12 protein-coding genes are annotated in these 15,803 nt (G+C 47.6%); 8 read left to right on the forward strand and 4 right to left on the reverse strand.

Annotation, left to right across the window (positions count from 1 at the left end; translation table 11 throughout):
- From HQRW_RS00695 to HQRW_RS00705, 3 genes are all read left to right on the forward strand, one after another.
- On the forward strand, positions 1 to 300 hold the full coding sequence (locus tag HQRW_RS00695) for a DUF6360 family protein (RefSeq protein WP_014555049.1): 300 nt from the start codon (positions 1 to 3) through the stop codon (positions 298 to 300).
- A 299-nt stretch (positions 301 to 599) separates the two neighbouring features.
- Positions 600 to 1,193: an AsnC family transcriptional regulator gene (locus tag HQRW_RS00700; RefSeq protein WP_014555050.1), complete on the forward strand. Its 594-nt coding sequence runs from the start codon at positions 600 to 602 to the stop codon at positions 1,191 to 1,193.
- A gap of 120 nt (positions 1,194 to 1,313) precedes the next feature.
- The gene (locus HQRW_RS00705; RefSeq protein ID WP_014555051.1) at positions 1,314 to 4,142 is read left to right on the forward strand and encodes a heavy metal translocating P-type ATPase; all 2,829 of its coding nucleotides are present in this window, start codon (positions 1,314 to 1,316) and stop codon (positions 4,140 to 4,142) included.
- 139 nt (positions 4,143 to 4,281) lie between these two features.
- On the opposite strand, the gene HQRW_RS00710 is transcribed toward HQRW_RS00705, so the two are convergent.
- Entirely contained in the window at positions 4,282 to 5,709 is a 1,428-nt protein-coding gene (locus HQRW_RS00710) for an FAD-dependent oxidoreductase (protein WP_014555052.1), read from the reverse strand.
- 840 nt (positions 5,710 to 6,549) lie between these two features.
- Positions 6,550 to 7,782, reverse strand: coding sequence for an MBL fold metallo-hydrolase (locus tag HQRW_RS00720; RefSeq protein ID WP_014555053.1), 1,233 nt, complete (start codon positions 7,780 to 7,782; stop codon positions 6,550 to 6,552).
- 103 nt (positions 7,783 to 7,885) lie between these two features.
- On the opposite strand from HQRW_RS00720, the gene HQRW_RS00725 reads away from it, so the two are divergent.
- The 3 genes from HQRW_RS00725 to HQRW_RS00730 all read left to right on the forward strand — a co-directional run bounded on the left by HQRW_RS00725 (position 7,886) and on the right by HQRW_RS00730 (position 10,046).
- The gene (locus tag HQRW_RS00725) at positions 7,886 to 8,737 is read left to right on the forward strand and encodes a hypothetical protein (RefSeq protein ID WP_014555054.1); all 852 of its coding nucleotides are present in this window, start codon (positions 7,886 to 7,888) and stop codon (positions 8,735 to 8,737) included.
- A gap of 202 nt (positions 8,738 to 8,939) precedes the next feature.
- Entirely contained in the window at positions 8,940 to 9,101 is a 162-nt protein-coding gene (locus HQRW_RS15765) for an HVO_2142 family zinc finger protein (protein ID WP_014555055.1), read from the forward strand.
- 324 nt (positions 9,102 to 9,425) lie between these two features.
- Complete coding sequence (locus HQRW_RS00730) at positions 9,426 to 10,046, forward strand: VOC family protein (protein WP_011570418.1); 621 nt, start codon at positions 9,426 to 9,428, stop codon at positions 10,044 to 10,046.
- A gap of 31 nt (positions 10,047 to 10,077) precedes the next feature.
- Here HQRW_RS00730 and HQRW_RS00735 read toward each other — a convergent pair whose 3' ends face one another.
- A complete protein-coding gene (locus HQRW_RS00735) occupies positions 10,078 to 11,115 on the reverse strand; it encodes a zinc-dependent alcohol dehydrogenase family protein (RefSeq protein ID WP_014555056.1) in 1,038 nt (345 codons plus the stop codon).
- 189 nt (positions 11,116 to 11,304) lie between these two features.
- Here HQRW_RS00735 and HQRW_RS00740 point away from each other — a divergent pair, with 189 nt between their 5' ends.
- Positions 11,305 to 12,930 carry an APC family permease gene (locus HQRW_RS00740; protein WP_014555057.1) on the forward strand — a complete coding sequence of 542 codons (1,626 nt, stop codon included), beginning with the start codon at positions 11,305 to 11,307 and terminating at the stop codon, positions 12,928 to 12,930.
- 2 nt (positions 12,931 to 12,932) lie between these two features.
- A complete protein-coding gene (locus tag HQRW_RS00745) occupies positions 12,933 to 13,586 on the forward strand; it encodes a potassium channel family protein (protein WP_014555058.1) in 654 nt (217 codons plus the stop codon).
- A gap of 885 nt (positions 13,587 to 14,471) precedes the next feature.
- On the opposite strand, the gene HQRW_RS00750 is transcribed toward HQRW_RS00745, so the two are convergent.
- On the reverse strand, positions 14,472 to 15,755 hold the full coding sequence (locus HQRW_RS00750; RefSeq protein WP_014555059.1) for an L-lactate MFS transporter: 1,284 nt from the start codon (positions 15,753 to 15,755) through the stop codon (positions 14,472 to 14,474).
- Positions 15,756 to 15,803: the final 48 nt, after the last annotated feature.

Consider the following 15,803-nt stretch of genomic DNA (forward strand, 5'->3'; position numbering starts at 1 on the left):
ATGAGTGATCGACTCCTCCGCGTGAACGCATACACAACACTCGACCTCGCCGATGTCCGTGCCCGTGGACATGACTTTGACGTAAATACGCTTGGCGTTGTAAACGTTACCGCGCCACGAAAAAACCCGGATCATGTGACGCTTCAGGTTGAAATTGATCATACAACTGTTGAAATGCTTCCTGCCCATGCCGATGAAGTCACACTGTCAGCCTCAGAAGCTCGCACAATTGCTGATGATTTACACTCATACGCTGATCGCGTTGAGAACGCACAATCATCGGGCTCAGATGACGCATAAAGTGACCGAGTAGATTAACTGGGTCATATTACTTCAGAAACATTTTGCATGTAACTTTTTGTCCGACATGCTTCTCTAGCGCTCATTTCGAGACATTATCGAAGTATATCAACAGGGCTAATTCCCACGGTGAATTTAATCTAATATATTTTGAAATCAATTCTCGTTCACGACTAATATTGCAGTAGTACATTATAATGTAAACCAATTTAACTTTTGAATCAGTTGTTATGGGCGGTCATATGTTTATAATCAAAACTAAAAGTCGAGATGTCGTTTCATCGGCTAGATTAATAAATATGCTTGATGAGACCGATATCCAGATTCTTGAACTCCTTATCGAGGACGCTCGTCGCTCATACACCGACATCGCTCAAGTAGTCAATCTCTCCCCACCAGCAGTCTCAGACCGAATTGATCGTTTAGGTGAGTCTGGTGTTATCCGTCGGTTTACTGTTGAACTTGATCGATCACAACTCCGTGCTGGTGTCCCTATTTTGGTAACTCTCCGACCGTTGACATCCGCGGCTGACTCGGTCTACTCTGCCGTTCGTGAATCTCCGAAAGTTGAACACACATTTATGACCGCAAATAATACTATTACATTCTCTGCTCATGTCCGTGGAGACCGCGTTCGCGCCGCAATTAACGATATTGTCGACCCTTCACGGATTGATAGCTATGATGTCAGTATCGTTGACACTGCTGAATGGAGCCCCACCGTCGGCGAGACCGAATTCGCCCTATCATGCGCTGAGTGTGGCAATACCGTTACCACCGAGGGGCGTAGTGAACAAATTGGCGGCACAAAACGACAGTTTTGCTGCCCATCATGCTTAGACCGCTTTCGCAAACGATATAACCGAATTGAGGCTGATGCTGATACCCGATAAAAAACTAATGCTGGGAGTGATGATGTACAATAATAACTTTAGAATCAAAACTAAACGACCACTGATACCCCGGATTTGAAAAGGGAAATCGTGGTAAGCATAGACACCGTATATATCAATATGCCCACTCAGAGCACACGCATTGATATCGCGGGGATGTCTTGTGCTACTTGTTCACAATCGGTTCAAGATGCACTATCATCGCTTAGCGGTGTCGAAACGGTCTCAGTTAATGTTGCGACGGATGAAGCAGCAGTGACGCATGACCCAACCACAGTTTCTGTTAAGCAATTGTATGATACAATTTCGTCTGCTGGTTATGACCCGCTTGATGAACGCGCCTCAATCGGCATCACAGATCTTTCATGTTCGTCCTGTGCGCAAACAGTCGAGAGTGCACTTGAATCGGCTTCTGGTGTCCTCACCGCAGATGTCAACGCGGCAATTGATGAAGCACAAATTCAATATAATCCTGCTATGATGGCGAGGAGTGATCTTGCAGATATTATCACTAGCGCAGGATACACGCCGATTGCTGATGGATCAAATCCTCGAAATAGTCATGATGTAAGTACAGAAAACAACAGTAATGATACTGATATAAACACCGAGAGCGACAATACCGACGCTCGTGAAACTGCCCGGACGGCAGAAATAGACCGTCAACGTCGACTCACAATTTTCGGTGCAGTTCTCGCAACGCCGCTTGTTGGGTTTCTTTTAGCGCATCTTTTTATGCCAAATGCAATTCCGGCAACAATCCCATATCTAGACATTCCATTTGGGTGGGTTGCTTTTGTTCTCGCGACACCTATCCAATTAGTGTTAGGTCGAGAGTTCTATGAGAATAGCTACACCGCAGTTGTACGTAACCGAACGGCGAATATGGATGTGCTAATTGCGCTCGGATCCTCAACCGCATATCTATACTCTGTGGTTGCCCTCCTTGACATTCTTCCGCAGGCAGGATTGTATTTCGACACTGCTGCACTTATCTTAGTGTTCATTACACTTGGAAACTATCTTGAGGCTCGCTCAAAGGGGCAGGCATCATCAGCACTTCGGGCACTTCTTGAAATGGAAGCTGATACTGCAACGATTATTGAAGATAACACCGAGCAAACTATTCCCGTCTCCGATATCACCGTTGGTGATCAGCTACGGGTTCGCCCTGGTGAGCAAATCCCTACTGATGGCGCCGTTATTGAGGGATCCTCCGCAGTTGATGAGTCGATGGTAACTGGTGAGTCTGTCCCAGTATCAAAGAGCCCCGGAGATACTGTTGTTGGCTCAACCGTCAATCAAAATGGTGTAATTACTATTGAAGCAACAAAGATTGGCTCTGATACCGCAATACAACAAATTGTCCAAACAGTCAAAGAGGCACAATCACGCCAGCCAGATATTCAACAATTCGCTGATCGTATTTCTGCATACTTTGTTCCTGCAGTAATCCTCAATGCGGTTGTTTGGGCATTATTATGGTTTGCTTTCCCGTCAACATTAGCGAGTCTTACTGAATTCATTCCAGCAATTGGTATTATCGCTGGTGGACCAGTTGTTGCTGGCGGCACCGTTTCAACGGTTGAATTCGCCGTTCTTGTGTTTGCCTCTGCAGTTCTTATCGCCTGCCCTTGTGCGCTTGGTCTTGCAACCCCAGCAGCAACGATGGTCGGAACGACAATCGGTGCAAAAAATGGTATCTTATTTGAGGGGGGTGACGTATTAGAGCGTGTTCGAGATATTGACACTGTTGTATTTGATAAGACGGGAACGTTGACGACAGGTGAAATGTCCGTCACGGATGTTATTGCCCTCAATCCACAGACAGATGGTGGACAACTAGACTCAGAAAATAATGGCTTGCTCGACTCAAATACACGCTCTTCGGGTGCATCCATAGACACAGATTCGGATGCAGACGTAGACGCAGAAATAAAAACAAAGACAGATATAGATCCAGATCCAGATCTCGTGAGAACCCCTCGTGAGATGGCTGTTCTTCGCCTTGCGGCTTCCGCTGAGCAAAACAGTGAACACCCATTGGGAGACGCAATTGTTAGTGCAGCTCGCAAGTGTGATCTCAATATCCCTACGGCGACAGAGTTCAATGCAATTCCTGGACAGGGTGTCCGCGCGACTGTTGATCAACAAACCGTCATTGTCGGAAACGACCGACTTCTGAAGAATGCAGGTATTGACATCGACCCTGCAGCGTCGACACTTCGTGAACTCGAATCCAATGGTAAAACCGCGATGCTTGTTGGCGTCATTGATAACCCAGATGTCTCGATTCTCGATGATACTGATACTGATACTGAGATAACCGATACCCGACGCCTTGTTGGTGTTATTGCTGATGCGGACACAATCAAAGATTCTGCCATGGATGCGGTTGAAACTCTGCGTGCCCGCGGAACAAATGTTCATCTCATCACAGGAGATAACGAACGAACCGCGAAAGCAGTCGCGAGTCAGGTTGGTATTGACCCCGAGAATGTCCGCGCAGAGGTCCTTCCAGAAGCGAAAGCCGATGCCGTTGAGACAATCCAATCAGCGGAAGACAGCCGGGTGATGATGGTCGGTGATGGTGTTAATGATGCACCGGCACTTGCGGCGGCGTTCGTCGGAACTGCACTCGGTTCTGGAACTGATGTTGCTATTGAAGCAGCCGAAGTAACACTCATGCGAGATTCCCCTGCTGATGTCGTTCACGCTATCCGAATTTCTGAGGGCACTCTTTCAAAGATCAAACAAAATCTGTTTTGGGCACTTGGATACAACACTGCGATGATCCCTCTTGCGTCACTTGGATTATTACAGCCCGTCCTCGCTGCTGGGGCAATGGCGCTCTCATCGGTCTCAGTCCTTACAAATAGTCTCCTATTCAGAGGATATGACCCAAATAGTCGATATCGCTTTCTCAACTCACTCCGTCGAAATAAATGATGGATCTATATCTCGCTGATTCCCCTAGTTAACGCATATTATATATCACTATAGTTTATAGATTGTTCAAAACGAGTATCACAGACTACATGTAACTCGTATATTGTAGTTTTGAACGTTACATGCCCTGAGCACTTCACTACAATTTTCCGTTTAATACTTTTGCAGCGACGAGGACAGGATCCCATACTGGACTGAATGGGGGTGCGTATCCGAGATCCTGCTGTTCAAGTTCGCCAACAGTCATCCCAGCACCAAGCGCTGTCGCAATAGTATTGATGCGAACAGCGGCACGGTCAGCTCCAACAAGACTGCCACCGAGTAGCTGACCACTCTCTTGATCAGCGGTAAGCGTGACTGTTGTTTCCTCAGCACCTGGATAATATCCAGAGCGTGACCCAGCGGTGATTGTCTTCGTGATGGGATCAAATCCAGCTGCTTCTGCTCGGTCATGGTCAAGCACTCCCGTTCGTCCACAGCCGACTTCAAATGCTTTTAACATTGCCGTCTCAGCGACATGACCAACCTGTGTTGGCGACCCACCGACTGTGGCTCCGATTGCCCGTCCTGCCCGGTTTGCTGGAAGTCCAAGTGGACTCCATGTAGTTTCACCTGTGACGATCTGTTTGAGTTCAGCAACGTCTCCAGCTGCATATACATTCTCAACGTTTGTCTGTCCATATTCATCTACTGCGACTGCCCCAGCTGTTCCAAGCTCAATTGATGTCTCTGTGAGTAATTCGACATTTGGACGGATTCCAATCCCGATGAGTACAGCATCAACATTGAGTCGGTTTCCGCCTCCATAGACAATATCATCTAGCTGCCCGTCCGTCTCAGTAAGTCGATCAACTTCCTTGTTAAGATGAAGCGTTACGCCTGCTTTTTTTAATGTTGAGGCAATGACATCGCCAACTGCTGTCCCAAATGCGGGTAACAGCCGCTCTGGTCGCTGAAAGAGATGTACTGCGCAATCCCATGCACTGAATGCCTCAGCCATTTCTACGCCGACATATCCACCACCAACGATTGCAATTGTCTCTGGCGGTTGCATTGCCCCATACTGTTCAGCGACTGATGTCGTGAGCGCAGCTCCGCCACCTAGATTAGCACTATCGAACTCCGCTGGTGGTGTCAGGAACGACCGAAGTGCGGTCGCATCAGGCAATCCATGAAGCGTAAAGACCGTATCAAGATCAGCTCCCTCAATGGGCGCTGATATGGCGCGTGCTCCAGTCGCAATCAGTAGTTCCTCATATGGGTATTCGAAGGATTCGCCATTATTCACCACAGTTATGACATCGGATCTGGTATCGATCGCAGTTACCTCGTGATCTCGTCGAAAATCAATTCCTCGCTCCTCAATATCACGGGGTGAGAGTGACTGCAAATCCCTAAGGTGTTCAACGTCGCCTTTGATAAAGTACGGTGTTCCACAGTGTGCGTATGAAACCCACGACCCCTGCTCAAAGACGACCACATCCCGCGCTGGTGACTCCCGTCGATATTTACTTGCGGCTGATAATCCTGCAGCGTCACCACCAATTACGACGAATGGATCCGTCATGTGATATTGTCACTGTGCAATCAACGGATAGGTTTTGGGGGAGCGCATTTTATGTGCACACATAGATCATTTAATTATTATCGTTTAAGAAAAAACTGCCAATCTCAGTCGCTATGAGAGATTATACAGGGTCAAGGAGAATACCTGCGGGTTCAGCCGCAGGATAAATCCGACACCCCGGAGGAAATCTACGCTGCAATAGCCACGCTCAGATTTGGGACTCCGGAGCTTGAACTGACAGGCAGTCCCATATTTATGTAGGAATCAGATCGGGAACAGGGCAGGGCGATTCCGGTCACTCCGACGATGGCTGCTTCGCAACCCCAAGCAATGATAGTGATTAGTTTGAATAGTTTCACTGACGGTGTCGAATGATGCGGATTCAGCGGCTCCCATCGCCGGCACCGATAATCACGGCGGTAAAGACTTGCACGAATCACTATGAGACAGGAATCGGAACCAGTCAGGCGAACGGTCGGTTCATATAATATACTGAGCCGATGCAGATGCAGATGCAGTGCCCGACTGCCTGACAACACCGCAGAAAGCAACTTCGAGTCCACCGAAGTCTGCCGAACTCCCCAAGGTAAAATCAACTCCGGGAGTCCGGACACGATGGAGGATAGGAATACCGGGGGCTGAGATGTGGCACTCCCAGCGCTCCCAGCAGTCCCACTCGACTCGCCACAGTCCGTGAACCCCACACGGATTCTCACCGTGCCGGGGTTCGGTGGAACTGCAACCCTGAAATCTCCATCATTCACGCTCACACTCACGCTCAAGATTCCTCCGCGTTTACGTGGAGGAGAATGTCAATGGGTGATTCAATATAATTTACTTTCAGATTGATATTTCTTGCCCAAGCGTCGGTGCTGTGGCATCGAATTCACTCGCATTCAATTCATCAGCAAATCGCTGACAGCGATCACCATGATTAATGAGCACTCTCGTATCTTTATACTCATTAAGAAGCTCCATGAGACCATCCTTATCTGCATGTGCAGAGAAATCATACCATTCAACCTGTGCGCTAATCGGCATTATACGATCGTTTATTTCAGCACGACCAGTCTCCAGAAGTGACCGACCAGGCGTTCCCTCGACCTGATATCCTGTAAGCGTAATCTTGTTTGTTGGATTTGACCGAATCTCGGGAATATATGTCATTGCAGGACCGCCAGATAGCATTCCGCTTGTTGTCACAATAACCGTATTTTGTTCTGCGATTCGTTTCCGCTGACCATCCCGACCAGTGACAAATCGAGCGTTCGATTTCGCATGCCCGAGTGCCTCCTCACCCCGAACAAACTGTGGGTATTCTTTGAGCATCTTTGTTACTTGTTTTCCCATTCCATCAACATAGCAGTCAATATTGTTTGCTGCACACACGAGTAACAATTCTTGTGTTCGTCCAATTGCGAATGCAGGAACGATAACGGTGCCACCTTGCCACATGGTTGTTCGAACACTCTCAACGAATCGGGTTTCAATTTGCTTTCGTGGGTCATGTTGAACGTCTGAATAAGTGCTTTCACAGATGACAACGTCTGCCTCAGGGCGTGCTGTTGAGGCTGAGACGAGCCGTTGATTCTCCGTATGAAAATCAGCGGTGTAAAATAACCGTGTGTCACCATCATCAATGAGCACATGCGCACTTCCAGGAATATGACCGGCGTTATAGAATGTGATTGAATGATCAGCAACATCGAACGTTTCTCGATATCCATGTGTCTCTGAAACTTGTGTGACGCGATGAAGTTCCTCTTGTGTGAAAGGGCAATCATACGTCCCACCATGAAGTTTGAGCGTATCACGAGCCAAGGTTAATGCCAATTCTTGTGTTGGGGCAGTCCAGTGAATCGGCGGTCTGCGGTCTCCGGAAAGCAATGATGGAATAGCACCAACATGATCAAGATGACCGTGACTGACAACAACGGCGTCTGGACGGGGTGTTTCAATTGGAAACTGTGGCGGATTCCCAGTCAGCATCCCATAATCAAGAAGCAATCGATCATTAATCAGGATGGCACTTCGACCGACCTCCTCTGCACCACCTAAAAACCGAATATCCATTTATACTACATACTGACCCGATCCGTTTGGACGCATCGCTTCACATCTTATCTGTGGCTTCGAAACGATAACCGTTATACACTATGTCGCTAAATCCGAGAATATGCAACGACGTGCTGCGGCAGTATATGTCGCACTATTCATTATCGTTGGTGCGGGTGCTTACTCGCTCATCGCGACAGCAGAAGCGCCGCATGTCGAGTTTGAGGATCCAACATACGAACTTAGCTCTAGCGACCAGTTTGAGCTTGGTGGACAAACATACACCGTTGCATCAATCTCAACGATGGAGCAAGGCGGCGACCATGGGGGAACAGCAACAACAGTAACACAGGGTGCTATTCAGTATACTAACGAATCTGCACAGTACGCCGCTTCATTCGAGAATAATTCGACGCAGACCGTTGATCAACAACAATGGCAAGTACTCGTTGACCGCAATGGTGATGATCCAACGCGCTTGACGTTCCGTGAGTCAATCAATCAAACAGCGATCCTCGAAGCAGATCCAAACGTAAGTACTGAGACAGTCACTCAAGATAGCGAAGAATATGTTGTCCGTAATGGTAACGAACTTATTCCAGCTGCTGAATATTTCCCTGAGCCGGAAACACAGTCGTACGCAGAGGGTGACACACTTGCGTATCAGGGCAATACAACGACTATCAAGACGGTGACGAATGAAAGTATTCAGCTCGTATGGACTGCCCCACGAACAAATACAATTGATGTTGGGCATAATGATAATATCACTGTCGGTGATGAAACATATCTTGCGCATTTCCCCAGTGATTCAACGCTGCAACTTACACAGAATTTCGAGAGTTACCAACAACAAAAAGCAGCTATGGAGCGGTATCAAACACAGAAGAATGGATTGTGGGGCGTCTCAATTGCATCCGGACTTACTGTGGTTTTCTTAATTGGATTTGCCTATCTCCCCTCTCGGTACTAACATTCACCACCACGCTGATACCGATATCTACAGATTAACAGGCAGAGTGCCTCGGGGCTTGACCCCGAGGTACTTCACTTTTTTATTCACTTAGATCGATATATGATATATCAAATAAATGAAGTAAATATCTGTGATAATTGAGTCGGATAGCCAGACAGAAACCAATAAGCTATTATATGACCTTCCCAATTAATCATGTATGTCGGCGCAGAATTATCAAGATATTGGGTCACATTGGTGTCCCGACTGTGGAAATGAGATGAATCTTAATGGCGTGCAACCAGCAGGGTACGCACAGTTCTTTTGCGAATATTGTCGATACCGTCGTGACCGCTTCGTAGGCGCCGTTGCAGACGATTGAATGAAGAATGAATAGCAATCGGAAGAGTGAGTACCGATTGTAACCATATGAAACGGTCTTATATTTACGATAATTCAAACCCGCCCACTCTCATCCCACGAAATCGCTTTGCGTGGAGTGATAATAAAATAGACCGGGGGAGCAACAAAAGCAACGGGTTGTGTGAGCCGTGGTCGTTTACTTTAAGATGACAAATATATAATACAGACACTTCCTCCTTCTATATTATTTGAGTCCTCGGATTGTTGCTAATATTGCTATCGCTTATTACTAGTAGTACTCGTCAACTCCCCCGTTTATTCCGTTCGCGACGATATCAAGGATATGGTCGATAATACGGATGCAACATCAGTCACTGCTGACCAACCGGATAGCCCAATTCAGACGACTGGGACTGATCATATCACGATTTGGGGGAGTAACGAAACGGATACGATTGAATTTTATCAAGAGCTTCTTGGAATGCCACTGGTTCTTAGACAACCAAACCTCGACGATCCATCACAGACACATTTGTTTTTTGACACTGGTGATGGTCGAATTCTGACAGTGTTTGTCGGTGACCGTCAGTCAACCCAACAACAGCGCGGTGGTATTGGTGCTGTCCACCACCTCTGTTTTAGTGTCGCGCCGTCAGACTTTGAAGATGTGATGGCTGCGCTGGAGGCTGATGGTCGGGGATACAACGTATTTGACCGTGGTGTTTTCTTCTCACTATATACACAGGATAATAATGGATTGATTATTGAATTATCAACAGATAAATACGATATTCCAGCTGAACGTCGGGGGGAGGTGCTTGCAAAGGCACAGGAACTTCGGGTGGCTGATGATGCAGATTATGCAAAAGATAAACATCTTGCAGCCGCGCTTGAAGCACTCAATATTGATGCACACGCACATGACCTTCCTGACGCGACCTCAGGTGTTGGCGGCATCAACTGAAATCTATAGTAACATCAACAATATATCGATCTTATATCTCAACAAGAACCTTAATTGCATCCCGTTCGTCCATCGCTTGATATCCCTCCGATATTGAATCAAGATTAACGGTTTTTGTAAACACTGGTGCAGGATCAAGCGTCCCCTGAAGGACGTCAGCTAACAGTTCATCTGCATATGCACGGACGGGAGCAACACCGCCTTGTAGCGTAATATTATCCCCAAAGAAGGAAAATAGATCAAGACCATCGTCAAGCCCATGTGGAACACCAACGTACCCGACTGTCCCTCCGGGTCGACACACCTCAACAGCGGTTTCCATTGCGCTCGTTGCACCGACGCATTCAAGCACATGTTCAGCACCGCCACCAGTCATCTCTTGAACGGTCTCAATAGCTTCTTGCCCGCGTGCGGAGACTGTATCGGTAGCGCCAAATTCACTCGCAAGTGATAATCGATCTGGGTGATGTCCGACAGCGACGATTCGCGCAGCCCCTAACCGGCGAGCCGCAAGCACACCACAGAGCCCAACAGCCCCATCGCCGACGACGACACACGTCGACCCGGCGCTAACACCTGCGCTCACCGCTGCATGATGACCTGTCCCCATGACATCTGTCAGCGGGAGTATGGACCGAAGTGCGCTATCGTCATTGGCATAAGCATCTGGAACACGAACAAGCGTTCCATCTGCATGTCGGCAGCGAATCACCTCACCTTGTGCACCACCATTGTCATCGCCCCAACCATCACCATTCACACATGATGTATGCAATCCACGACGACAAAATTCACACATACCACAACTTATCTTAAATGGTGCGAAAACACGATCCCCGACATCAACAGACTGCACATCATCGCCGACTTCTTCAACAATACCCATTGGTTCATGACCAACTCGAGAAGGAATGTCGCGGTCTGTCTTTCCTCGATAAAACCACAAATCGGACCCACAGACAGCGGTATGTGTGACCCGGACAACTGCGTCTGTTGACTCTTCTAACGTCGGTTTAACAACATTCTCAACGCGGATATCACGGGGACCATAGTAAACAGCAGCACGCATACTCATATGTGTAACCTATGTTATCATATCGAAGGTAAAAAATCCCGAGAAATGTGACTACATTCAGATCATCCATATGACAGTTGCACTCATTATCACGTTTTGATTTCAACGAATACAACTAATGAATTGAATAGGTGCCGTATTACCAGTATTTAACCCTTTAGCGTCATATCTTATCGTACATCGATGAGTCAGGGAACTCGCGAGCCAACGGCTGAACTCGGACTGTTAGATGCCACGATGATTGGAATGGGGGCGATGATTGGTGCGGGGATTTTCGTCCTCACAGGACTTGCTGCGGAAATCTCTGGTCCCGCAGCATTACTTGTGTTCGTTCTTAATGGAATTGTCACAGCATTTACCGGATTGTCATACGCTGAACTCGCTGCCTCAATCCCAAAAAGTGGTGGCGGATACGCCTTTGTTCGTGAGATTTTTGATGATCGTTCATCCTTCTTACTGGGATGGATGCTCTGGTTTGCATATATGATTGCAGGAGCACTTTATGCGCTTGGATTTGCCCCAAATTTCATTGAATTACTCCATGTTTATGGATTCACACCGAAACCAGGCGCTGTCAATGCAATTGCCCTTCCGATTATTAGCGTTGATATTCCTGTTCAGTTAGGACTCGCTTTTATTGCTGTTACATTCCTTGTTGTCGTAAATGCGCTCTCGACAGCTGCCAGTGGGAGTGCAGAGACGTTCTTTACAATCACGAAAGTGCTTATTCTACTGATTTTCATATTATTTGGATTCCTTTCAGCCGGTGGTGGTGAACCGACAAGTTTCACGCTTCAGAACTTCGATCCACTGTTCCCCGATGATTCATCTGCATTAAGTATTCTTCCTGCAATGGGACTGACGTTCATTGCGTTTGAGGGATATGATCTCATTACGACTGTCACCGAAGAAGTTGAAAACCCGAGAGAGAATATTCCAAAAGCTATCTTTTTGAGTCTTGCTGCAACTGTCATTATTTATGCACTTGTCGTTTCTGTCGCTATTGGAACGCTCGGAGCATCCGGGCTGGCACAGGCTGGTGAAGCGGGTATTGCAGCAGCAGCGACATCATTCATGCCAACAGGTCTTCCAATTATCAAGAACGGTGGTGCAGTCATTGTCTTCGGAGCCGTTTTCTCAACGCTAACAGCATTGAATGCAGTTGTCATTGCATCCTCACGCGTTGCCTTCGCGATGGGACGCGAAGGGCAGCTGATTGGCTCAATCGGGAATCTTCATCACCGATTTGGAACACCGTTTGTTGCAATCATCGTTAGTGGTGCTGTCATGCTTTTCTCAGTCGCGCTTCCAACAGCGAGTGCCGGTAATATGTCCAGCTTATTTTTCTTATTATCATTCATTATCGTTAATTTCTCAGTGATCAAGCTCAGGCGGGAACGCCCTGACATGACTCGCCCTTACAAAATTCCGTATTATCCTGCACCTCCAATCATTGGAATTATACTCAATGTACTACTCACTGGAGTGCTAGTCTGGTATCTGACCCAAACTGACCAACTCGCATTACTACTTAGTGTGGGATGGATTGCTCTTGGATTACTTGCATACTACGGATTGAACTGGCTTCGATCGCGGTCTAATCCTACTCCAAGTGGTGGTGGCGGTGGTGGTGGCAGCACACCTGATGGACCAACTTCCGGGTCCGGTCCAGGTCCAGATTCAGACCCAGACCCAACTCCGACATCTGACCCTATTGACGCAGCCATTACAGACTCGAACCCATCGCTATCCGGAGATACCGACACTCAAGAGGCCCACACACATACAACTGCTCAGGAGGAAGTCTGATTATGTCATCAAATCAGCCGCGAACTGTCATTGCCGGTGGGGGTCGTGTTGGTCGACGAACAGCAAATATACTCAGTGATCGCGGATATGATATCGTTGTGATTGAGCCTAACTCAGACCGTGCACAGACAATTGCAGATGATTATGTTGCAACCGTTATTGAAGGCGATGCAACACGACCAGCAATCCTTGAACAAGTCAATCTTGACCGTGTTGATGTCATTGCTGCGCTCACTGCAGAAACAGGAACAAATCTTGCAATCTGCCTTGCAGCGACTCGTATGGTACCTGATCTAAAAACAATTCTTCGGACTGATGTTGAGACCCGCGGCGAGTATGATGACTGGGTTGATGAAGTTGTCTTCCCTGAGAATGCAGCAGCACGTGTTGCTGCTAATACTGTTGAATCAGACGTGCGGGCTATTGAGGATACAACTGGTAGTTTAGACCTACTTGAGGTGACTGTTGCACCCAGTGCCCCGGTTGCGGAACGAACGCTTGAAGAGGTCGGACTCCCTCGCGGATGTCTTGTTGTTGCCAGCACTGGCGGAAATCGTATTGCCGGTCCAGAAACAGAATTGATACCAGACGAAACATATACGATAGCTGTTGAACCATCGGTAAGCGATGAAGTGCTTCAACTCTTCCGCGGGTAAACTGCTGGGTCACATGTGAACTACCCCTGCCTACTCGCTGCCGTTGGCGGCTTCCTCGAGGCAGGGGCTTCCTATTTCCACGACGCGCTTTGCAGACACTTAGCTGGTGTCTGTAGGGAGCGCAGTATCCACATCTACAGGCGTTGACGAGAGCGAATTTCCCATTCGTACATCAGAATCGCTCCGCGATTTGAGGGCGTCTCTTCGGGCTACTTCAACCCTCACTCAGAAAATACCCGTTGGAATAAGAAGTTACGATTGGATGGGCCTGTGGGCCTGTGGGTCAGAAATAGAACAACGTATGGAAGACGATGGCGGTGCTGTATCCACTCCTTGCTGCGCTCCTTGTCTACAGATTAACAGGCAGAGTGCCTCGGGGCTTAATGACCGCGACGCGATTTGCAAATTAATTCTCAATTCTGGAGGTAACCGGTCTCTATTCGTTATTCTCAGGGAGCGTGGTACGGTGAATTTGTGGTTTATACGTGAGCGGTGAAAATTACCGTATCAAGATTTCTCCCGGCTGGTTTTGGAGCCCGGTAACTCAGAAAAAGAAGATTCTTGTAGAGTAATAGTGATCCTAAAACGCTGTTAAATCGCTGTGCACTTGGTGCACAGCTGTCTTAGTCTGTTATTTTCTTGCTACGTCTTAGTTTTCAAAGGTTCTCTAAGCCATTAGACCCCGAGGTACTTCACTTGCGCGGACTACGGTACTTCTTGAGGGAGGGGAGTTAGCGCCTGTATTTAGCTAAATTACTGATCCTCAGGACGAGAGCACCTCTAGAGTGCCCTGAGATAGTGAATCGTCTCGACGTTATATCTAAGCCCCGAGACACTCAGCCTGCTCCGCCTATAGAGAAGTACAGTTCAATATTTGATTCTCAATTAATCACCTGCTGCGGTCACCGGTGCTGTTTGAGCATCTTCAATGGTATTAATCCGCCATCGAAGTGCCCCCACAGTCAGGAGTCCAGCAATCAAGACAACATTGATAATATACAGTGCAGTCGTGTAATCACCAGTTGACTCAAGAATGACCGATGCAAGCGTTGGTCCAGCGACACCTGCAAGTCCCCATGCTGTAAGACTATATCCATGGATTGCTCCAACCTCGGTTGTTCCAAAGAGATCACTCAGATATGCTGGTAGGCAAGCAAAGCCGCCACCGTAACAGGTAATAATAAGAAATAGTAGTCCTGCAAGAATCCAGACGCCGCTGACCTGTGGCATCAAAAAGAAGGCGACAATTTGAATCGCAAAGAACGCTCCATACACTGCAGTCCGACCAACATAATCTGAAAGGCTTGACCATGCGATTCGTCCAGCACCATTGAATATCCCAATATACCCAACGATGAATGCAGCTGTTGTTGCACTGGCGCCACCAATCGACTGTAACATTGGAGATGCAAACGCCAAGAGCATGATCCCAGCAGATACATTGATAAATATAATTAGCCAAACCATCCAGAATCGAGGTGTTTTCCGAGCCTCTCGTGCGGTGAGTTCTTCAAGATCGCCCCAAATACCACCTTCATCGTCTTCGGCTGCGAGGTCGTCTTCGGTCATACCGGATGGCAGCCATCCGTTTGGTGGTTTCTTGAGGTAGCTTGCTCCAAGCGTCATCAACACGAAGTAGGTCGCTCCAAGTCCATAGAACGCAGTAGATATGCTATATTGCTGAATTAAGAAATTTCCGACAGGACCCGTCAATAAGGCACCGGCACCGAATCCCATAACTGCCATCCCAGTTGCCATACCTCGCCTATCAGGGAACCACGCAACAAGTGTTGAGATTGGTGAGATATACCCAATCCCAAGCCCCATTCCTCCAATCACGCCAAATGTTGCAAAGAATAATGGGAGGCTTTGAAGTTGTACGCTCACTCCTGCTCCGACTGTCCCAATCCCATAGAGAATAGCGGCGGTAAGACCAGCAATCCGCGGTCCATATCGCTCAACAAATATCCCAAGGAATGCGGCTGTTAGACCAAGGACAAAGATTGAAATAGTAAATGCTAATGTAACATCCGATACAGCCCATCCTAGTGTCTCACTTAATGGGTTCTGATAGATACTGTACGCATAGATGCCACCAATTGAGACGTGGATCAAAATCGCTGATACTGCAATAAGCCATCTGTTCTTGTCTGTGGTAGTAGTAGACACATTAAGTCATTAGATAATAATGATATAACTCATTGGCTATGTATAGTG

The sequence above is a fragment of the Haloquadratum walsbyi C23 genome (assembly GCF_000237865.1).
GTDB classification, from domain to species: domain Archaea; phylum Halobacteriota; class Halobacteria; order Halobacteriales; family Haloferacaceae; genus Haloquadratum; species Haloquadratum walsbyi.

What these genes read in the sequence shown, in the direction of transcription:
- HQRW_RS00695 (WP_014555049.1), top strand. Translation starts at nt 1, where the DNA reads ATGAGTGATCGACTCCTCCGCGTGAACGCATACACAACACTCGACCTC.
- HQRW_RS00700 (WP_014555050.1), top strand. Translation starts at nt 600, where the DNA reads ATGCTTGATGAGACCGATATCCAGATTCTTGAACTCCTTATCGAGGAC.
- HQRW_RS00705 (WP_014555051.1), top strand. Translation starts at nt 1,314, where the DNA reads ATGCCCACTCAGAGCACACGCATTGATATCGCGGGGATGTCTTGTGCT.
- HQRW_RS00710 (WP_014555052.1), bottom strand. Translation starts at nt 5,709, where the DNA reads ATGACGGATCCATTCGTCGTAATTGGTGGTGACGCTGCAGGATTATCA.
- HQRW_RS00720 (WP_014555053.1), bottom strand. Translation starts at nt 7,782, where the DNA reads ATGGATATTCGGTTTTTAGGTGGTGCAGAGGAGGTCGGTCGAAGTGCC.
- HQRW_RS00725 (WP_014555054.1), top strand. Translation starts at nt 7,886, where the DNA reads ATGCAACGACGTGCTGCGGCAGTATATGTCGCACTATTCATTATCGTT.
- HQRW_RS15765 (WP_014555055.1), top strand. Translation starts at nt 8,940, where the DNA reads ATGTCGGCGCAGAATTATCAAGATATTGGGTCACATTGGTGTCCCGAC.
- HQRW_RS00730 (WP_011570418.1), top strand. Translation starts at nt 9,426, where the DNA reads ATGGTCGATAATACGGATGCAACATCAGTCACTGCTGACCAACCGGAT.
- HQRW_RS00735 (WP_014555056.1), bottom strand. Translation starts at nt 11,115, where the DNA reads ATGCGTGCTGCTGTTTACTATGGTCCCCGTGATATCCGCGTTGAGAAT.
- HQRW_RS00740 (WP_014555057.1), top strand. Translation starts at nt 11,305, where the DNA reads ATGAGTCAGGGAACTCGCGAGCCAACGGCTGAACTCGGACTGTTAGAT.
- HQRW_RS00745 (WP_014555058.1), top strand. Translation starts at nt 12,933, where the DNA reads ATGTCATCAAATCAGCCGCGAACTGTCATTGCCGGTGGGGGTCGTGTT.